The organism is Brevundimonas sp. UYEF29, from assembly GCF_040546195.1.
Taxonomy (GTDB): Bacteria; Pseudomonadota; Alphaproteobacteria; order Caulobacterales; family Caulobacteraceae; genus Brevundimonas; species Brevundimonas huaxiensis.
In genome coordinates this window covers 1-17968 of record NZ_JBEPNH010000015.1, presented here as the reverse complement: position 1 = coordinate 17968, position 17968 = coordinate 1, and the positions used below count along the sequence as shown (strand labels likewise).

Genomic DNA, 17968 nt, shown 5'->3' with positions numbered 1-17968 from the left:
CAGGCGGGGTTCAGTCGTAGCGCACGCCGCTGAGATAGAGCCCTGCCGAGGGGGCGACGGGGCCGCACCGCGCGCGGTCCTTCGCCTCCAGCGCGGCCTGGACGTCATGGGCGCTCCAGCGACCCAGCCCCACCTCGACCAGGGTGCCGGCCATGGACCGGACCTGGCGATGCAGGAAGCTGCGCGCCTGAAACACCAGATGCACCTCCTCGCCGAACCGAGTGACGCGCGCCACGTCCAGCGATTTGACCGGCGATTTGGACTGGCAGCCGACATCGCGGAAGGTGGTGAAGTCGTGGTGGCCGACCAGGACTTGCGCCGCATGGTGCATGGCCTCGGCGTCCAGGGTCTTCTTGACGTGCCAGACCCGGTCGCGCTCCAGCACGGGCTGGGGGCGCCGGTTCAGGATGCGGTACAGATAGCCTCGGCCAGTCGCCGAGAACCGGGCGTGCCAGTCGGGGTCGGGCGCATATTCAGCCGCCAGGACGCAGACGTCCTGACGCACCAGATGCGCGTTCATAGCGTTCAGCACCGTATCGACCGGCCAGTCGCGGTCCAGATCGGCGTGGATCACCTGGGCCGTCGCATGGACGCCGGTGTCAGTGCGGCCGGCGGCGGCGATGCGGATGCGCTCGCCGGAAAAGGCGTGGATCGCCGTCTCCAGCGCGCCCTGCACCGTCGGCTGGCCCTCCTGCGCCTGGAAGCCGTTGTAGGCCGTGCCGTCGTATTCGATCGTCAGCTTGTAGCGCGGCATCAGCCGAGCACGGTCCCGGCCGGCAGGGGGAAGCCGCGCAGCATCTCCTCGGCCGATTGCGCCGACTTGCCCTCGCGCTGAACGCGGATCAGACGCACCGCGCCGGCGCCGCAGGCCACCGTCAGGGCGTCGTCCAGCACGGTTCCGGGCGCGCCCGATGCGTCCGCCAGACCCGACAGCAGCGCCTTGATCCGCACGGGGCCAGCCTCTGACGGGGCCTCGAACCAGGCGCCGGGGAAGGGCGAGAGGCCTCGGATGTGGGCGTCCACCTCGGCGGCCGGGTGGGTCCAGTCAATCCGGGCCTCGGCCGGGGTGATCTTCTTGGCGTAGGTCGGCTCTCCGACCTGTTCCGAGGGGGTGACGCCGCCCCGGTCGATGGCGGCCAGCGCGCGGGGCCACAGGCCCGCGCCGACATGGGCCATCCGTTCGGACAGGCTGGCGGCCGTGTCGTCGGGCAGGATGTCCATCCGTTCGCTGAGCAGGATGGGGCCTTCGTCCAGACCCAGGCTCATCTGCATGATCTGGACGCCGGTCTGTTTGTCACCGGCCATGATGGCCCGCTGGATCGGGGCGGCCCCGCGCCAGCGCGGCAGCAGCGAGCCGTGCAGGTTCAGACAGCCCAGGCGCGGCGCCTCCAGCACCTCGGTCTTCAGGATCTGGCCATAGGCGACGACGCAGGCTGCATCGAGATCCAGACTTCTGAAGGTGTCGATCGCCTCGGCATCCTTCAGGCTTTCGGGCGTGAAGACGGGCAGGCCCATGGTCTCGGCGAAGGCGTGGACGGGCGAGGGCGTCAGCTTCTGGCCCCGGCCTTTAGGGCGAGGCGGCTGCGAATAGACGGCCACGATCTCGTGACCCGAGGCGATCAGCTCGGCCAGGGACGGCACGGCGAAGTCGGGAGTTCCCATGAAGGCAAGGCGCATGGGCAGGCCTTTAGAGGTTTAGGCCGCCTACTGCCAGCGGGTGAAGACGCCGCCGCCCTCGTCCCATTCGCCGCCCGCGTCCAGGGCGTCGTCGAAATCGAGCAGCCGGTCCAGCAGCAGGCCCGCCACGACGCCCAGCAAGGCCACGCCGGCGAGGGTCGCGACGCCGGCGACGCCGACCTTCTGGCTGCGCGTCAGGCGACGACGGCCCGAGGCGTCGATGATCAGCGACCGGCCGCGCGGAATGGACGGCGCGATCCGGCGCGCAGCGCGTTCGATACGTTCGGGGCGGACGATCTTGGTCATCAGGCGGCGATCCTGTCGCGGGCGGCCTTCTTGACCTTGGTCACGGCGCGGTCCCGCTTGAGACGCGACAGATGGTCGATGAAGAGCACGCCGTTAAGGTGGTCCATCTCGTGCTGGATACAGACGGCGTAAAGACCCTCGGCCTCTTCCTCCACCGACTGACCGTCACGGTTCAGATAGCGAATGCGGACGCGGGCCGGGCGTTCCACCTTGTCGAAATACTCGGGGATCGACAGGCAGCCTTCCTCGTAGGTGTAGAGCTCGTCCGAGGTCCACAGGATTTCCGGGTTGGCGAAGAAACGCGGGTTCTTGCGCGCCTCGGCGCTCTCGGCCGCCTCTTCCTCGGTCTCGCAGACCACGCCGTCCTTGTCGCCCAGGTCCATAACGATCACGCGGTCCAGGGCGCCGATCTGAACGGCGGCCAGGCCGATGCCCGGCGCGTCGTACATCGTCTCCAGCATATCATCCATCAGGGCGCGGACGGCGTCGTCCACGGCCGCGACGGGCTTGGATACCTGCTTCAGGACCGCCAGGTCGGCGGCGTTGTCGATGGTGAGGATGCGTCGAATGGCCATGGCCGGGACGTAGGCCCGCCCCGGCGCAAGGTCAAGATTTGCGCCTCTTGCCGCGCTTTACGCCTTGCCGGGCAGAGGGCGGGGTTTGCGGTGCTCGTCGATGGCGACATAGGTGAAGACGCCCTGGGTCACGCGCACTGATGCGGCCTGGGGCTGGCCCCGCGCCCGCTTCCACGCTTCGACGTGGACGCGGATGGAGGTGCGGCCCGAGCCGATGACGTGGGCGTAGATACTGACCTCGTCGCCGACCGAGACCGGCTGGTGAAAGACCATGCCGTCCAGCGCCACGGTGGCGCAGCGACCGCAGGCCAGTTCGAACGCCGGAGTCGCGCCCGCAAGGTCCATCTGCGCCAGCAGCCAGCCGCCGAAGATGTCGCCCTCGGGGTTGGTATCGGCGGGCATGGCGATGATGCGACCTACGGGCTGATCTTCGGGCGGATATTCGGGGGCGTCGGACATGGAAGGAGCCTGCAGTTCGGGGAGGCGGGCTCTCTAGCGCGGCTTTGGCGGCTTGTCGCCCTTGAGCGCCTTGGGAAGCGCGGGCTCTGGCACGGACAGGGTCAGGCGGGACGTGCGAAAAGCCTGTGCATCGCGCAAGGCGCGCCAGGCGGCGCCTAGCTCCATGGCGGTCAGTAGATGTTCCTGCGTGAGGACGGTGCGCCGAAACGCCTGCAAGTTCGCGACGTCCGCCATCAAACGTGCAGCAGCCTGAACATCCTCGCGGTCCGACCGCGCCCCCAAATCCTCCAGCCGGGCGAAGCGCCAGCCCTGTTCGGGCGGATAGCGCAGGGCCAAGGCGAAGCGTTCGGACGGCTCGATCTGGCGGGCCAAGAAAATCCAGTCCCCCGTGTCGGGATCGCGACGATAGTGGCCCGGCTGGGTGGGCAGCCCGGCCTGGGCGTAGATCTCCAGCGCCCCGGCTTCGATTTCAGCCAAGGCCAGGCTCAAGGGGTCGGATTCTTCCGGCTCCAGCTCGGTCGGCCGCTCGAACGGGTCGATCGTGTCCTCGGCGGGCGCCGCCGGTGACTTGCGTGAAAACAGTCCCGAAAGCCGCGCCCGCCGTCTGGCCATGACGTCAGTTGTTGTTGAGCGTGCTGGTCACCGACACGTCATAGACGACGCGGGTCAGGCTCTGAACGACCTCGAAGAACTTGCGCATCTCCGCGGCGCCGGCCAGGGGCACATAGATCACGTCCTCGGGCATGACCTCCATGTTGGTGGCGGCGAAGACATTGGCGGCGTCGCTGAAGTCCAGCTCATAGACGACCGGCACGCCACGCGGGGTGGCCGGCTGATTGATGCCCAGCGCCTGGGCCACCTCGGGACGTTCGAAGCGGAAGATCAGAACGCGACGCGCATTGGCTGTATTTGTGTTTAGCCCGCCGACCTTGGACAGGGCGCCGGTCAGGGTCACGGGACCGGCCGGCATGTCGACCTGGGCCACGGCGTTCAGGCCGCCGAAGGTCGAGAAACGACGGGGCTTGTACTGAACATTGACCACGTCGCCGCGCTGCAGACGCACGTTCTCGCCGAACTCGGTCGTCACCGCCGACAGGGGCGCGGTATAGGTGCGGCCCTCGCGCTGGATCGAGATGGTCAGGTCATCGGTGGTGCGGGCCGAGCCGCCGGCCGCAGCGATCACGTCCAGAATGCGGTCGCTGTTGACGCCCAACGGCGCGCGACCGGGCTGGCGCACGTCGCCCAGCACATTGACCGTGTTTGAGGCGTTGCCGGCGATGGACACCAGCACCTGCGGATTTGCGACCTTGCCGACCAGGGCGCGCCGGATCGCCGCCGCCGCCTGGGTGGAGGTCAGGCCCTGAACCCGAACCTGCCCGCCGAACGGAATGGTCACTGAGCCTGACCGATCGACCGTCGCACCAGGCAACACCTGATTGCCGCCGGACATGGTTGCGGCGTTACGGCCCGACGCCGAGCCGGCGCCCAGGGTCCCTCCAAATAGCGAACCGGACGGATCAAAAATCGAGATCGCCAGGGTGTCGCCTTCGCCGATCACGTCTGCGGGCTGATCGCTCGATCCTGCCGCGAGGCTGCCGAAGAACTGCGGCGGGATCTGCTTCATACGTTCGGTGGCTTCGAACGTCAGCGGCACGAGGGCATAGCTTCCCAGAGCCGAGGCGGTCGTGGCGCCGGCGTTGACCGACGCGCCGGACGGTCCGTCGCGAGGCAAGGTGGAGCAGCCGCCGAGAATGGCGACAATGGCAAGCGGCAGGATGGTGCGCGTCATGAAGCTGAATAGCCCTCGTTCGCGGATTGATTACAAGCCTTTGGGCGCGCTCGCCAGTGGCGAAACGGGCTGAAGGCCGACGGCGTCGGTGACGATGCGGAAATGCTCCGACCAGGACGGCGCCTGGTATGGGGGCGGCGGTGTCGGCGCCGCCTCGGTCGCGCGCTCGATGGCGGTCAGCCAACCCAGACCGTCCAGCGGATCGATCAGTTCGGCGTTCGGCGTCAGCTCGCGGTGCGGCGGAATGTCGGAGGCGATCAGCGAAAGGCCCATCGCGCAGGCCTCGACCGCCGGAAGGTCGAAGCCTTCGACGGATGACGGGGCAAGGACTGCGCGCGCGCCGCGCATCAGCCTGGCCAGTACCGCGTCGGACAGGTTGGACGCCTGGTGCACGACTCCTTGCAGATTGGGTGAGCGTTGCAGGTGGTCCAGCACCGCCTCGTTCTCCCAGCCATAGCGGCCGATCAGCACCAGAGACGGCGTCCGATCGCCCATCCGTTCTTCGAGGCGTCGCCATAGTGTCAGCAGCAGGGCCAGATTCTTGCGCGCCTCGATCGTGCCGACGTGGACGAAATAGGGACGCTGCGCCTCAATCGCGTCGCCAGCGACGAAAGCCGGCTCAAGCCCGAGATGGGCGACGTGGACCGGCGGGAGAGGCAGGCCCTCCCGCTCGGCGAAGGCGCGGAGTTCGTCGCCGGTGTAGGCCGAGTTGACGATGATGCGGCTGGCGAGGCGCAGGGTGTTGGACACTCGCGCATGGTGTTTGTCGCCGTCGCCGGGGCGGCAGAACTCGGGATGGGTGACCGGTATTAGATCGTGCAGCAAAACGACGCGCTCGATTCCGACGGCCTTCAACTCTTCGAGCGCCGTCGGCTCGTGCAGGGTCGTGTGACCGACGGTCAGATACAGATCGGCTTGGGGCAGTGGGGCGACGTGGCGCGAGCGAAAGAATTGCTTGAAGACGCGTGTCTTGTCGGCGGGCTTTTCCTTTACAGGGGCAGGGGGCGCGCACAGGACGGATGCGATGGGGCGCCTCTCTGCAGTCAAGGCCGCCAGCAGCCGTTGTTCGTGCGCAAGGTCGGCCGGCGCGCTGGCGAGTCCGTTCCACTTCGCCCGCAAATCAATGACGAACCGGCGGAACCAGTCGATTTCGACGGCGACAAGCCGATTTTTCCGCCCGCGCACAGGAATGGTCGTCACATTCGGCGCGGCCAGCAGCCATTCGGCATAGGCGAGACACACCCGATCCACGCCCGTCGGGGCCGAGCGATCGGCGCGGCTCATCAGCCGGCTGGCGTCGTAGAGAATACGCATACTAGGCGACGTAGCCGGCCTGCATCAGTTCGGCGATATGGACGATGGCCGTTGGCTTGCCGTCCTCGACCACGAACAGATTGGCGATCTTGTTGGCGGTCAACAGATCGACGACGTCGCTCATCCGCGCATCCGGATCCACGGTGATGGGATTGGCGCTCATGATATCGGCCGCCGTCAAATCAGTGGTGTCGCGCTGGAAGGCCCGGCGCAGGTCGCCGTCGGTAACGATGCCAGCCAGCGCGCCATCGGCGTCCAGCACGGCCACCGCACCTTTTCGACCTTCGGTGATCGCCGAGACCACGTCGCCGAAGCTGGCGTTCAATGGGACGCTGGCGGGGACGGCGGCATTGTCGCCCATCCATTCGCGCACGCTTTGCAGGCTCATACCCAGGGCGCCGCCGGGGTGGTGCAGGCCGAAGTCCATGGCCGTGAACTCGCGGCGATCCATCAGCACCATGGCCAAGGCATCGCCCAGAGCGAGGGTCATCAGGGTCGAGGTGGTGGGCGCCAAGCCGTTGGGGCAGGCCTCCGCGACCTTGGGCATGGTCAGGCAGACCGCTGCATTGCGGCCCAGGAAGCTGGCCGGCCGCTGGGTGATGGCGATCACGGGAATGCCGTTGCGTTGGCAATAGATCAGCGGATCGCGCAGCTCGCGGCTCTCGCCCGAGTTGGAGATGGCCAGCACCGTCACGTCAGGACGCAGCATCCCCAGATCGCCGTGGCTCATCTCGGCCGGGTGGACGAAGAAGGCGTTGGTGCCGGTCGAGGCCAGGGTGGCGGCGATTTTGCCGCCGATATGGCCCGACTTGCCCATGCCGGTGACGACCACATAGCCCGGCCGGCTCATGATGACATCGACTGCGCGGGCCAGCGAAACGTCGATCGAGCGTTCCAGCGCCTCCAGCGCCTCAATGTTCAGGCGCACGACCTCACGGGCGCGGTCGGTCATCAAGGCGATGTCGTCGGGGGTCGAGTGAGCGATCTCGGTCATAGTGTTCTGGCCCGCAGCCGGGCTCTCCTTCTTTGACGAGCGCGATCCGCCGTGAGTGCGTTTCGCGCGCCGCCTCCCTTTCAGACGACTTTGTCGGTTTCTGGTCAACCTTTGCCGCTCTGGCGCGTTACGCCGACCGGGGAACTAAAACAAAGAGTTTGATCGTCAATGCCGTCTCATGCCGGAGCCGTTTCGCTATTGCTCCCGACACCCCCCGTCGTCGCTGACGGGATCGCCCTGTTCCTGGACATGGACGGCGTGCTGGCGCCGATGGCCCCGACGCCCGACGCCGTCGTGCCGACCGCGCGTCGTACGGCGGCGCTGAAGGCGGTCGAGGCGCGACTTGCGGGCCGCGTCGCCATCGTCAGCGGCCGCACCCTCGCCGAGATAGACCGCATTTCCGATCACGCCCTGGTCTCGGGCTCGGGCGTGCATGGCCTGGAGCGGCGTCTGAAGGACGGCTCCATTGAACGCAAGACGCCCGACGCCGGCGTCGCCCAGGCGCTGGACGCGTTCGAGGAATTCGCCGCCGATCGCCCCGGCGTGATCGTCGAGGACAAGGGCGTCTCCGTCGGTCTGCACTATCGTCAGGCGCCGGATGAGGCCGGCGCCGCCAAGGGACTGGCCGCCGAGTTGCAGGCCGAAACGGGACTGACGCTTCAACCCGGACATATGGTGCTGGAGTTGAAGACGCCCGGCGCCGACAAAGGCACGGCTGTTACGGCCTTCATGCAGGAGGCCCCGTTCAAGGGCGCTGTCCCGGTCATGCTGGGCGATGATCTGACCGACGAATACGGGTTCGAGGCTGCGGCGGCGCTGGGCGGATACGGCGTGCTGGTCGGCCCCGAGCGCGAGACGGCGGCGCGATACCGGCTGGACGATGTGGATGCCGTGCTCACCTGGCTTGAAGCCGTAGCGAAGGCCTGAACCGATGAAACCCAATCTGGACCTGTTTCCCATCGGCAACTGCGGCGTCAGCGCCCTGATCGACCGTCAGGGCCGCTTCGTCTGGGCCTGCGCGCCGCGCGTGGACGGCGACCCGGTCTTTTCCGCCCTGATGGACGGCATGGCGCCCGAGCACGGCTTCTGGGCCATCGAGATGGAGGACGTGAAGACGATCGATCAGGCCTATGTCCGCAACACGCCGGTTATGCGCACGGTCATGACGGCCGAGGACGGATCGTCGGCCGAGATTATCGATTTCGCCCCGCGTCATCCGAAACATTCGCGCACCTATCGGCCGCTGGCCTTCGCTCGCATCGTGCGGCCCGTGTCGGGCACGCCGCGTATCCGTGTGCGGTTGCGGCCTTCGACGGATTGGGGCGCGCGCCGGGCGCCGCACACCTCCGGATCCAACCACATCCGCTATATGTGCGCCGACGTCACCTTCCGCCTGACGACCGATTGTCCTGTGTCGCATGTGCTGGAAGAGCGCGTGTTCCGACTGGAACGGTCGCACGCCTTCTTCCTGGGCCCGGACGAGGGCTACGATCAGGATGTCGGTCACGGCGTGCAGGGCGCGCTGGATCGCACAGTGGCCTATTGGCAGGACTGGGTGCGCAAACTCTATCTGCCGCTCGACTATCAGGAGGCGGTGATCCGCGCGGCGATCACGCTGAAGCTGTGCGCCTATGAAGAGACCGGCGCCATCGTTGCCGCCATGACGACCTCCGTGCCCGAGTTCAAGGAGAGCGGGCGCAACTGGGACTATCGCTACTGCTGGATCCGCGACGCCTATTACACGGTGCGGGCGTTGAACCGTCTGGGCGCGGTCGACATCCTCGAGAACTATCTCGTCTATCTGAGAAACCTGGTCGACGATTCCGCCGGCGGCCACGTTCAGCCGGTCTATGGGGTGGGCTTGGAGCCCGGAATCGGCGAGAGCATCGTCGACAGCGTCGAGGGCTACCGCGGCATGAAGCCGGTGCGGATCGGCAATCAGGCGCACGAACATCTGCAACACGACGTCTACGGACAGATCGTGCTGCCGCTGGTCCAGGCCTTTTATGACGCACGGCTGCTGCGTCCGGGCACGCTGGAGGATTTCCACGCGCTCGAAGCGATCGGCGAGCGCGCCTTTGCCATGCACGATCAGACCGACGCGGGCCTGTGGGAGTTCCGCACCATTGCGCGGGTCCATACCTATTCGTCCGTCATGTGCTGGGCCGCCTGTGACCGTCTAGCCAAGGCGGCCGACCATCTGAACCTGTCGGATCGGGGCGCCTTCTGGCGTGAGCGGGCGCAAATCATCCGTCAGCGGATCGAGGCGGAGGCCTATCTGCCCGACGAGGGTCGATTCGCCGCCAGCTTCGGCGGACGTGAGCTGGACGCCTCCCTGCTGCAGATGACCGATCTGGGCTTCCTCGATGCGCACGATCCGCGTCAGATCGCGACGTTCGACGCCATCGAGCGCGATCTGAAGAAGGGCAGCCACCTGTTCCGCTATGTGGAGCCGGACGACTTCGGGGAGCCGGAGACCGCCTTCAACTTCTGCACCTTCTGGTTCATCGAGGCCCTGCACCAGAACGGCCGCATCGAGGAAGCGCGCACCATCTTCCAAGAGATGCTGAGCCGGCGGACGGCTGCAGGGCTGTTGAGCGAGGACATCTCGATCGACGATGGTGAGCTGTGGGGCAACTATCCGCAGACCTATTCCCTGGTCGGCATCATCAATTGCGCCGTGCTGTTGAGCCGTTCTTGGACCGATGTGCGTTAATGTCTGGACCCCGGGGCTGGGGTCGCCGTGTGAAGTGAAGTCATGAGCCGCCTGATCGTTGTTTCGAACCGGGTTTCGGCCCCGACCGACCCCGCCGCCGGGTCCGCCGGCGGCCTGGCTATGGCCCTGTCCGCCGCCCTCAGAAGATACGACGGCCTGTGGTTCGGTTGGTCGGGCGAGCGGGTGGACCACTACACCGGCGAGGTGAAGATCGAGGACCGGGCCGGCGTCACCGTAGGGCTCGTCGATCTGGAGGGGCAGGACGTCGACGAATACTACAACGGCTACGCCAACAAGACGCTGTGGCCGCTGTTCCATCACCGCATCGACCTGGCCCAATACGAGCGGTCCTATGGCGAGGGCTATGAGCGGGTGAATCGGCGTTTCGCCGAAGCCCTGGCGCCGCTGATCCAGCCTGACGACATGATCTGGATCCACGACTACCACATGATCCCGATGGCGCGGGATCTGCGTCGCCTGGGCGTACGCAACCGGATCGGCTTCTTCCTGCACACGCCCTGGCCGGCGCGGCAGTTGCTGGTGACCCTGCCGCATCACCGGCGGCTTGTGGAATCGATGTTCGACTTCGACCTGATCGGTTTCCATACGCAGGAATGGAGCGACTTGTTCACCGACTATGTGGTGTCCGAGGCCCAGGGCGAACTGGACGGCGTCGGCGGGCTGGAGTGTTTCGGGCGCAAGGTCCAGACCGGCGTCTTCCCCATCGGCATCGACGTGGATGGTTTCCTGGCGGCGCGCAACTCGCAGCTTGGGGCGCGGACCTATGACCGGATGGCGGCGTCGTCGGCCTTCCGGTCGATGATCGTGGGCGTGGATCGGCTGGACTATTCCAAGGGGCTGGAAGAGCGGCTGCTGGGCTACGAACAGTTCCTGCACGACAATGCGTCGATGCGGGGCGAGGTCTTCCTGTTGCAGGTCACGCCCATCTCGCGCGACGACGTGGACAGCTATCAGGACATTCGTTCGCGGCTGGACGCCCTGGCGGGACGGATCAACGGCGCCTTCGCCGACATGGATTGGCAGCCGATCCGTTATCTGAACCGCACTTATCGCCGGGATCAGCTGGCGGGCATCTACCGCGCGGCGCGGGTCGGTCTGGTGACGCCGCTGCGTGACGGTATGAATCTGGTGGCCAAGGAATATGTCTGCGCCCAGAACCCGGACGATCCCGGCGTTCTGATCCTGTCGCGCTTCGCCGGAGCGGCGGAACAGATGGGTGAGGCGCTGCTGGTCAATCCCTACAGTCGCGAAGAGCTATCCGACGCCATCCAGAAGGCGCTGACCATGCCGCTGGCCGAGCGGATTCGGAAATGGGAAGCCTTGATGGATGTGGTTCGCGCCACTGATGTCGGCATCTGGCGCGATGATTTCGTGCGCGCCCTGCAAGCCGATGAATCGACCTCTCAACCGACGCAGTGGGCCGGCGCGGCCTGACGCCTAGCGCAGGTCGAAGGCCAGCATCAGGGTGCGCTGGGCCGGATTGAAGTTGTCGTCGGAGAGGATGTAGAGGCGGGTCTTGCCGTTGCGCGTCTCTGCGGCGACCCCCTCGAAATTGTCGGTCGTGCCGGGCAGTTTCAGCTCGATCAGCACCGGCCCCAGCGTTCCGTCGGGGGCCATGCGGCGAACGCGCGCGCGCATGTCGATGGGCGCCCTGTACAGGCGCTGGACGACGAACCATCCGGCGCCGGACGGATCGCGATCCAGGCCGGTGATGCGGTATTCGCTGTCGGGAATGGGGGTTGCAGGCGGCGCGCTGACGACCGTGCATCTCGCCGCCGCGCAGTCCCAGACGCCGCCCGCCTCGCCAGAGACGCGCCAGCCGCCGGGCGCAGTCGCCAGACCCTCCATCCCGTCATTCTCGGTGAAGGCGAAGTCGGGCGACCGCACCGGCGTCGGCTGGGTCTTCAGCGCCGATAGGGGACCGTAGTTCCAGATGCGATGACGCCGCTCGAAACTGACCAGCAGATCGCCGGACGGGGTGATGGCCAGGCCCTCGGCGTCGCCGTCCGACTTGTCGGAAATCGCGGCGCCGTCCTGAAGCGTCAGCCGGCGCGAGCGGAAGTGGTCCAGGCCGACCAGCCGTCCCCGGGCGTCCAGGCGAATGTCGCCGCGCACCAGATCACCGGTGTCCGATACCGTGACGAAGCCGCCGTCGCCGGTCAGCTTCAGGTCCGACAGGCTGTGCAGCGGCGAGGTCGGCGCCGCGCTAACCTGCAGGCCGCCGGCGAACGTCACACCGTCAGCCAACTGCGTGCCGCCGGGCAGGCCCAGGCTGACGCTTCGCAGTTCCGCGACCTGGGGCGTCCAGCCGTCCGACGACAACGGATAGGGACGCGGTGCGCCCAGCGAGGCGGCGCAGGCCGACAGCGACAGAGCGATCCAGACACTGGCCAGCCGGCCGAAACGGCTCATGCCGCCAGCTTTCGCTTGGCGCGACGGGTGGGACCGGCCGCGCCCTCGTTCTCGAACAGTTCGGCCAGCTTTTCGGTCATGGCGCCTGCCAGCTGTTCCACATCCACGATGGTCAGGGCCTTGCGATACCAGCGGGTCACGTCGTGGCCGATGCCGATCGCCAGCAGTTCGACCGGCGAGCGATCCTCGATCTCGGCGATCACCTGGCGAAGGTGCTTGTCCAGATAAAGCGCCGCATTCGCCGACTGGGTCGAATCGTCGACCGGCGAACCGTCGGAAATGACCATCAGGATGCGGCGCTGCTCGGTGCGGGCCAGCAGGCGGCCGTGCGCCCATTGCAGGGCCTCGCCGTCGATATTCTCCTTCAGCAGACCTTCGCGCATCATCAGGCCCAGGTTCTTCTTGGCCCGGCGCCAGGGCGCGTCGGCGGCCTTGTAGATGATGTGGCGCAGGTCGTTCAGGCGGCCGGGATTTTGCGCCTTGCCGGCGGTGATCCAGGCTTCGCGGCTCTGACCACCCTTCCAGGCGCGGGTGGTGAAGCCAAGGATCTCGACCTTCACCCCACATCGTTCCAGCGTCCGCGCCAGGATGTCGGCGCAGACCGCCGCCACCATAATCGGTCGCCCGCGCATAGAGCCGGAGTTGTCCAGCAGCAGGGTCACGACCGTGTCGCGGAACGGGCTTTCGCTCTCGGCCTTGAACGACAGGGGTGCGGTCGGGTCGGTGACGATCCGGGTCAGCCGCGCGGTGTCCAGCATCCCCTCTTCCAGATCGAAGACCCAGGAGCGGTTCTGCTGCGCCAGCAGGCGGCGTTGCAGCTTGTTGGCAAGGCGCGACACGACGCTGGACAGGATGGCCAGCTGGCCGTCCAGCAGGGCGCGCAGCCGGTCCAGCTCGACCGGGTCGCACAGGTCGGCGGCGTCCACAACCTCGTCGAAGGCGGTGGTGAAGACGCGGTAGAAATCAACCGCGCGGCCGTCGTCGGCCGTCTGCTGACGGTTCGGCTGCTGGCCTTCCTGCAACTCCGGCCCGTCGTCGGCGCCTTCGCCGTCGGGATCGGCGGGCGCGCCTTCGGGGCGGCTTTCACGTTCTTGCTCGGAAGACTGATCATCGGCGTCGCCCTCCATCGACTGGGAGCCTTCGCCGCCGTCCTGCTCTTCCTCCTCGTCCTGATCGTCGTCAGCCGCGGGGTCCTGGGGATCGGGTTCTTCGTCGCCGGGATCTTCGGACGTATCCTCGCCGCGCCCATCGCCGGGGTCGAGGTCCAGGGCGCGCAGCACCTCGCGCATCTTCAGCGCAAAGCCTTCCTGATCGCCCGCCGTGCCCGCCAGGGCGTCCAGCTTGGCGCCGGCCTTGGCCTCGATGTTGGCGCGCACCAGATCCAGCATGGCTTTGGCGCCATCGGGGACGGAGCGTCCGGTCAGCCGCTCGCGGACAAGGAGGGCCACGGCCTCGGACACGGGCACGCGGTCGGCGTCGCTGATGCGCAGGGCGCCGGTCTTTTCCAGTCGCGTGATCAGGGCGGCGCCCAGATTGTCGCGCACCCCGGCCAGATGTTCCGATCCGAAGGCCTCGACCCGCGCCTGTTCGACCGCATCGAACACCTCGGCCGCCTTGGCGTCCGCTGGCCGCATCCGGCTGTTCACCGTCGCATCGTGATTGGCCAGACGCAGCGCCAGCCGGTCGGCCTGGCCGCGCAAGGACGCGCTCTCTGGCCCGGACGGATCGCGCGGCGGATGGGGCAGGGTCAGGACGCCGTTCGACAGCTTGGGCCCGTCGGACCCGAACACCACCTCCAGCTCGGGCTGTTCGGCCAGCGCCCGCGCGGCATGACCCAGCGCGCGCTTGAAGGTTTCGGCGGGAGTATCCGGGGCGGCCATGGCCCTCAGTTAATCGCTTCGCGCCTGCGATAAAAGCGCCGTCAGCCGCCTTTTGAAATCGGCACCCGTCGGCCATAGGTCAGACAGCGCCAAACCCACTCCAGCGGCCCCATGCTGAACCGCGACAACCACAGCGGCGACCAGATCAGTTGCAGCGCCCAGACCGCCAGGACCAGGCCCCACATCTGCACATAGTCGGCTTGTCCGAAAAGGCGCGGCCCCCACGGCATGTAGAAGATCGAGGTCATGATCAGGGTCTGGGTCAGATAGTTGGTGAAGGCCAACTGCCCTACCGGTCGCAGCGCTGCCGTGATCCACGCCGCCCCTCGCGTTGTCGCCAGCACGATCAGGCTGACATAGGCCAGTGTGACGAAGACGGGGAAGGAGGCGACGACCTCCGCCAGGCCGCGCGTCGGGTGGGTTCCGGCCTGGGCCATCGCCTCGCGCCATTCCAGCACGCCCAGCAGGGCCAGCACAGCGCCGCCGACGCCGATCAAGGCGACATAGACCCCGTTGGGCGCCCGGCCGCTGAATACGCCAGCCTTGAACAGGCCCATGCCCAGCATCATCAGGGCCACGGTCGAGAAGACGAACATGGTCAGGCTTGCGCCCTGCAGCAGCAGCCAGTTCTGAAGGTTCTGGCCCATCGCCCCGGCCCAGCCGCTGCGATAGGCGGCGATCGACTCCGTCACCACGGCGGCGGTGTCATGCGGCCCGCCCTGGTTCATCGCCTCGGTGATCGCCGGCGGCCCGGCGACCATGAGCCAGGTCGCGCCCGCCTGCATCGCGCCCAGAAACAGGGTCACGCCCAGGCCGATCCCGATCAACGTCCCGGCCCGCATCGACCGCATCAACATCACGAACAGCCCTGACCAGGCGTAGAGCAGCAGCACGTCGCCATACCAGAAGGCCAGGCCGTGGATCAGGGCGATGACGGCCAGCCAGAACAGGCGGCGTCGCAGCAGTTTGCCACGCGCCGCATCGTCCCGCTCGCCCCCGACCAAGTAGATCGAGGCCCCGAACAGCATCGAAAACAGGGTGATGAACTTCTGATGGAAGAAGACGTCCATCGTCCAGCGCGCCACGGCGTTGGCGCCGGTGACCGGAAACGGGCTCAGGCTCGCATCCTGATAGACCATGACCGGCAGGCCGAACGAGACGACATTGACGGCCAGGATGCCCAGCACCGCCAGCCCCCGCATGACGTCCAGGCTAGCGATGCGCGAGGTCGCCGCGACGGGCGACAGGATCTCCGCCGCATCCTTATCCGTGTCGTCCATGGTCATTCTCGGATCCCCCAATCCTAGAACTCAGGCGTCTTGCGCGCCTGTCAGCCCTTGGGCATCAGGCCCAGTCGATCCTTGACCGCCGGCCGCGCCTCGAAGGCGATGAAGGCGGCGCACAGCCCGGCCCATAAGGCGTAGCTGACGCCCACGATCATGGCGATGGGCAGGCCGCCGACGCCGAAGATCAAAAGGGTGGTCTCGGTCGCGCCCAGGGCCTGCATCACATCGCCGGCCTCGAACCAGCCCATCACGCTCATGCCCAGGGCGACGACGATCTGAACCAGGGCCGCCGCCAGGCCGCCGTACATCATGAAGCGCCAGACGACGCCCAGCCGCGTGCCGGGCCGGCCGTCGCGCTTGCGCTCGTTCAGCACACGATAAAGCGCCAGCGGCACGGTGATCAGGCCGATCAGCATCACCACCAGCCGCCAGTCCATGTCGCGGCCCGGCAGATAGGCGTGGGGCCGCCAGAAGGGCAGGGTCAACCACAGGGGCGGCCAGGCCGCGCCGGCCAAACAGGCCAGAATCCGAGGCGTCCGGCCAGGCCGCGCGGCGATGGTCGCCTGACCCGGCAGATCGGAATAGCTCTCGAACCGGCTCATCGCGTCGGCGCCGGCGCAGCGCCGGAATAGTCATAGAAGCCGCGTCCGCTCTTCCTGCCCAGCCAGCCGGCCTCGACGTATTTCACCAGCAGCGGGCAGGGACGATATTTGCTGTCGACCAGGCCGTCATACAGCACGTTCATGATGGCCAGGACGACGTCCAGACCCATGAAGTCCGCCAGTTCCAGCGGGCCCATCGGGTGGTTGGCGCCCAGGCGCAGCGCCTTGTCGATCGAGGCGACGTTGCCGACCCCTTCGTACAGGGCGAAGATGGCCTCATTCATCATCGGCACCAGAATGCGGTTGACGATGAAGGCGGGGAAATCCTCGGCGTCCGTGGTGGTCTTGCCCAGGCTCTCGGCGAAGGCGACGGCGGCGGAATGGGTTTCGGCCGAGGTGGCGATGCCGCGAATGATCTCCACCAGCTTCATCACCGGCGCCGGCTTCATGAAGTGCAGGCCGACGAACCGGTCCGGCCGGTCCGTCGAAGACGCCAAGCGCGTGATCGAGATCGACGAGGTATTGGACGCCAGCAGGGTCTGCGGCCCCAGGTGCGGCACGACCTGCGCATAGATGGCCTTCTTGACGGCCTCGTCTTCCAGCGCCGCCTCGATGACCAGATCGGCGCCGGCGACGGCCTCGGCCATTCCGTCGCTGGTCGTGATGCGGGCCAGGGCCGCATCGGCGGCGGCCTGATCGACCAGGCCGCGCCCGACGTGACGCGCCAGGCTGGCCGCGATCTCGCCCTGCGCCAGCGGCAGCCGGTCGGCGACGACGTCATAAAGGCGAACCGAATAGCCCCCGAGCGCGACCGCCTGCGCGATGCCTGCGCCCATCTGTCCGGCGCCCAGAACGGCGACTGTGGTGATCGAGGTCATGAACCGTGGTCGAAAGTGGTCGGGCGGGCACCTTTAGAAAGGAAGGCGCGCGGCGCAAGAGCGGATCAACCCTCTCGCATCAGATTTCCGCCCGCCGTGTCGCCTCAGCCGAGCAGCTGGATCAGGGCCGGCGCCGCCGTGCGGTTGAACAGCACGCTGATGAACTGCAGCATCAGGATCACCACGATGGGCGAGATGTCGATGCCGCCCAGGTTCGGAATGATGCGGCGGAACGGCTCCAGCAGGGGCGCGGTGACCCGGTCCAGGAAGGTCCCGACCGAATAGACGAAGCGGTTGCGATAGTTGACGACGTCGAACGCCACCAACCAGCTCAGAATGGCCTGGGCGATGATGAACCAGATCATCAAACTGATGATGGTGTTGATCAACCAGACGAGCGCATAGCCCATGAACGGTAACTCCTGCTTGGATCGGCGCTTCTAGCCTGTTCGCCCCTGCTCCGACAACGGCCGTATCCGACCTGCGCGCTTTGCGCACACAAGCCCGTTGACACCACGCCCGCCCGCCTTCTATGTCCGCCACGCCTGTGAAACCCGATCCCACGCTGGAAACGGGGCCGTAGCTCAGTTGGTAGAGCGCGTCGTTCGCAATGACGAGGTCAGGGGTTCGACTCCCCTCGGCTCCACCAGGCTATCTAACTCTCTGATTTCATATCAAAAATGGACGTCGTGGATGCGCTATTTGCGTCTGGTCGCGTTCATTGGTCTCTGCCCGATAAGCGCCCGATAAGCAGCCGTCGCCCGCCTGGGGTGGGGTGCCACACGCGCGCGTGTGGTGGGTGAGGAGCAGACAGACACCAGAAGCCGGGCGCTGACAGCGCACGGGTCCTTCCCCCTGGCCCTGACGTATACGGGCAGCCTGGGCATGCGAGTTTTCTAGTGCGTCGGTTTACAAAAGCGGTTGACGGTTGACCGGACGGTTGACGTTTGGGGTGTGAACACCGTGACGTGACCCCCTGAAACTCCTCCAGGAATAGCTAGAGTCCGCCCAACGAAGGACGGACAGAATGAAGCGATCAAGGTTCACGGAAGAGCAAAT

At 66.9% G+C, this 17968-nt stretch carries 18 protein-coding genes and 1 tRNA gene; 4 read left to right on the top strand and 15 right to left on the bottom strand.

What is annotated here, in order from left to right; translation table 11 throughout:
• Window positions 1-10: 10 nt before the first annotated feature.
• From truA to ABIB58_RS15770, 9 genes are read right to left on the bottom strand one after another with little or no spacing between them, the layout of a single operon-like run.
• The gene (truA, locus tag ABIB58_RS15810) at window positions 11-754 is read right to left on the bottom strand and encodes a tRNA pseudouridine(38-40) synthase TruA (RefSeq protein ID WP_354042741.1); all 744 of its coding nucleotides are present in this window, start codon (window positions 752-754) and stop codon (window positions 11-13) included.
• Window positions 754-1677, bottom strand: a complete 924-nt coding sequence (gene fmt, locus ABIB58_RS15805; RefSeq protein ID WP_354042739.1) for a methionyl-tRNA formyltransferase — start codon at window positions 1675-1677, stop codon at window positions 754-756. Before fmt ends, truA begins: the two co-directional genes overlap by 1 nt.
• Before the next feature lie 27 nt (window positions 1678-1704).
• On the bottom strand, window positions 1705-1983 hold the full coding sequence (locus ABIB58_RS15800; RefSeq protein ID WP_017504962.1) for a hypothetical protein: 279 nt from the start codon (window positions 1981-1983) through the stop codon (window positions 1705-1707).
• Window positions 1983-2558: a peptide deformylase gene (gene def / locus ABIB58_RS15795; RefSeq protein ID WP_354042734.1), complete on the bottom strand. Its 576-nt coding sequence runs from the start codon at window positions 2556-2558 to the stop codon at window positions 1983-1985. The genes ABIB58_RS15800 and def overlap by 1 nt, the downstream gene beginning before the upstream one ends.
• A gap of 57 nt (window positions 2559-2615) precedes the next feature.
• Window positions 2616-3017 carry an acyl-CoA thioesterase gene (locus tag ABIB58_RS15790; RefSeq protein ID WP_354042731.1) on the bottom strand — a complete coding sequence of 134 codons (402 nt, stop codon included), beginning with the start codon at window positions 3015-3017 and terminating at the stop codon, window positions 2616-2618.
• Between the two features lie 33 nt (window positions 3018-3050).
• Entirely contained in the window at window positions 3051-3629 is a 579-nt protein-coding gene (locus tag ABIB58_RS15785) for a hypothetical protein (protein ID WP_354042728.1), read from the bottom strand.
• A 4-nt stretch (window positions 3630-3633) separates the two neighbouring features.
• Window positions 3634-4806, bottom strand: a complete 1173-nt coding sequence (locus tag ABIB58_RS15780) for a polysaccharide biosynthesis/export family protein (protein WP_354042724.1) — start codon at window positions 4804-4806, stop codon at window positions 3634-3636.
• A gap of 30 nt (window positions 4807-4836) precedes the next feature.
• Window positions 4837-6120 (bottom strand): glycosyltransferase family 4 protein, encoded by a 1284-nt coding sequence (locus ABIB58_RS15775; RefSeq protein WP_354042722.1) that lies wholly within the window; start codon window positions 6118-6120, stop codon window positions 4837-4839.
• 1 nt (window position 6121) lies between these two features.
• Window positions 6122-7114, bottom strand: a complete 993-nt coding sequence (locus tag ABIB58_RS15770; protein ID WP_354042718.1) for a KpsF/GutQ family sugar-phosphate isomerase — start codon at window positions 7112-7114, stop codon at window positions 6122-6124.
• 198 nt (window positions 7115-7312) lie between these two features.
• Here ABIB58_RS15770 and otsB point away from each other — a divergent pair, with 198 nt between their 5' ends.
• Genes otsB through ABIB58_RS15755 form a run of 3 tightly spaced genes read left to right on the top strand, consistent with a single transcriptional unit; the run spans window position 7313 to window position 11285 of the window.
• Entirely contained in the window at window positions 7313-8041 is a 729-nt protein-coding gene (gene otsB / locus ABIB58_RS15765; RefSeq protein WP_055754359.1) for a trehalose-phosphatase, read from the top strand.
• A gap of 4 nt (window positions 8042-8045) precedes the next feature.
• Complete coding sequence (locus ABIB58_RS15760) at window positions 8046-9830, top strand: glycoside hydrolase family 15 protein (protein ID WP_265151188.1); 1785 nt, start codon at window positions 8046-8048, stop codon at window positions 9828-9830.
• Between the two features lie 42 nt (window positions 9831-9872).
• On the top strand, window positions 9873-11285 hold the full coding sequence (locus ABIB58_RS15755; protein WP_265151190.1) for an alpha,alpha-trehalose-phosphate synthase (UDP-forming): 1413 nt from the start codon (window positions 9873-9875) through the stop codon (window positions 11283-11285).
• 3 nt (window positions 11286-11288) lie between these two features.
• Here the strand turns inward: ABIB58_RS15755 and ABIB58_RS15750 are convergent, their stop codons facing one another.
• From ABIB58_RS15750 to ABIB58_RS15725, 6 genes are all read right to left on the bottom strand, one after another.
• Window positions 11289-12263 carry an esterase-like activity of phytase family protein gene (locus ABIB58_RS15750; protein ID WP_354042709.1) on the bottom strand — a complete coding sequence of 325 codons (975 nt, stop codon included), beginning with the start codon at window positions 12261-12263 and terminating at the stop codon, window positions 11289-11291.
• Window positions 12260-14143: a cobaltochelatase subunit CobT gene (gene cobT, locus ABIB58_RS15745; protein ID WP_354042705.1), complete on the bottom strand. Its 1884-nt coding sequence runs from the start codon at window positions 14141-14143 to the stop codon at window positions 12260-12262. The genes ABIB58_RS15750 and cobT overlap by 4 nt, the downstream gene beginning before the upstream one ends.
• A gap of 41 nt (window positions 14144-14184) precedes the next feature.
• A complete protein-coding gene (locus ABIB58_RS15740; protein ID WP_354042700.1) occupies window positions 14185-15423 on the bottom strand; it encodes a DUF418 domain-containing protein in 1239 nt (412 codons plus the stop codon).
• A gap of 50 nt (window positions 15424-15473) precedes the next feature.
• Window positions 15474-16031, bottom strand: a complete 558-nt coding sequence (locus ABIB58_RS15735) for a phthalate transporter (protein WP_137720670.1) — start codon at window positions 16029-16031, stop codon at window positions 15474-15476.
• On the bottom strand, window positions 16028-16909 hold the full coding sequence (locus tag ABIB58_RS15730; protein ID WP_354042695.1) for a 3-hydroxybutyryl-CoA dehydrogenase: 882 nt from the start codon (window positions 16907-16909) through the stop codon (window positions 16028-16030). Before ABIB58_RS15730 ends, ABIB58_RS15735 begins: the two co-directional genes overlap by 4 nt.
• Before the next feature lie 104 nt (window positions 16910-17013).
• Window positions 17014-17319, bottom strand: a complete 306-nt coding sequence (locus tag ABIB58_RS15725) for a YggT family protein (RefSeq protein ID WP_265151201.1) — start codon at window positions 17317-17319, stop codon at window positions 17014-17016.
• Window positions 17320-17482: 163 nt separating this feature from the next.
• Between ABIB58_RS15725 and ABIB58_RS15720 the strand changes: the two genes are divergently transcribed.
• Window positions 17483-17558: transfer RNA gene (locus tag ABIB58_RS15720), tRNA-Ala, on the top strand.
• Window positions 17559-17968 lie beyond the last annotated feature (410 nt).

Excerpts from the sequence above, each read along its gene's own strand:
- truA (WP_354042741.1), bottom strand. The coding sequence starts at position 754 with ATGCCGCGCTACAAGCTGACGATCGAATACGACGGCACGGCCTACAAC.
- fmt (WP_354042739.1), bottom strand. The coding sequence starts at position 1,677 with ATGCGCCTTGCCTTCATGGGAACTCCCGACTTCGCCGTGCCGTCCCTG.
- ABIB58_RS15800 (WP_017504962.1), bottom strand. The coding sequence starts at position 1,983 with ATGACCAAGATCGTCCGCCCCGAACGTATCGAACGCGCTGCGCGCCGG.
- def (WP_354042734.1), bottom strand. The coding sequence starts at position 2,558 with ATGGCCATTCGACGCATCCTCACCATCGACAACGCCGCCGACCTGGCG.
- ABIB58_RS15790 (WP_354042731.1), bottom strand. The coding sequence starts at position 3,017 with ATGTCCGACGCCCCCGAATATCCGCCCGAAGATCAGCCCGTAGGTCGC.
- ABIB58_RS15785 (WP_354042728.1), bottom strand. The coding sequence starts at position 3,629 with ATGGCCAGACGGCGGGCGCGGCTTTCGGGACTGTTTTCACGCAAGTCA.
- ABIB58_RS15780 (WP_354042724.1), bottom strand. The coding sequence starts at position 4,806 with ATGACGCGCACCATCCTGCCGCTTGCCATTGTCGCCATTCTCGGCGGC.
- ABIB58_RS15775 (WP_354042722.1), bottom strand. The coding sequence starts at position 6,120 with ATGCGTATTCTCTACGACGCCAGCCGGCTGATGAGCCGCGCCGATCGC.
- ABIB58_RS15770 (WP_354042718.1), bottom strand. The coding sequence starts at position 7,114 with ATGACCGAGATCGCTCACTCGACCCCCGACGACATCGCCTTGATGACC.
- ABIB58_RS15760 (WP_265151188.1), top strand. The coding sequence starts at position 8,046 with ATGAAACCCAATCTGGACCTGTTTCCCATCGGCAACTGCGGCGTCAGC.
- ABIB58_RS15755 (WP_265151190.1), top strand. The coding sequence starts at position 9,873 with ATGAGCCGCCTGATCGTTGTTTCGAACCGGGTTTCGGCCCCGACCGAC.
- ABIB58_RS15750 (WP_354042709.1), bottom strand. The coding sequence starts at position 12,263 with ATGAGCCGTTTCGGCCGGCTGGCCAGTGTCTGGATCGCTCTGTCGCTG.
- cobT (WP_354042705.1), bottom strand. The coding sequence starts at position 14,143 with ATGGCCGCCCCGGATACTCCCGCCGAAACCTTCAAGCGCGCGCTGGGT.
- ABIB58_RS15740 (WP_354042700.1), bottom strand. The coding sequence starts at position 15,423 with ATGGACGACACGGATAAGGATGCGGCGGAGATCCTGTCGCCCGTCGCG.
- ABIB58_RS15735 (WP_137720670.1), bottom strand. The coding sequence starts at position 16,031 with ATGAGCCGGTTCGAGAGCTATTCCGATCTGCCGGGTCAGGCGACCATC.
- ABIB58_RS15730 (WP_354042695.1), bottom strand. The coding sequence starts at position 16,909 with ATGACCTCGATCACCACAGTCGCCGTTCTGGGCGCCGGACAGATGGGC.
- ABIB58_RS15725 (WP_265151201.1), bottom strand. The coding sequence starts at position 17,319 with ATGGGCTATGCGCTCGTCTGGTTGATCAACACCATCATCAGTTTGATG.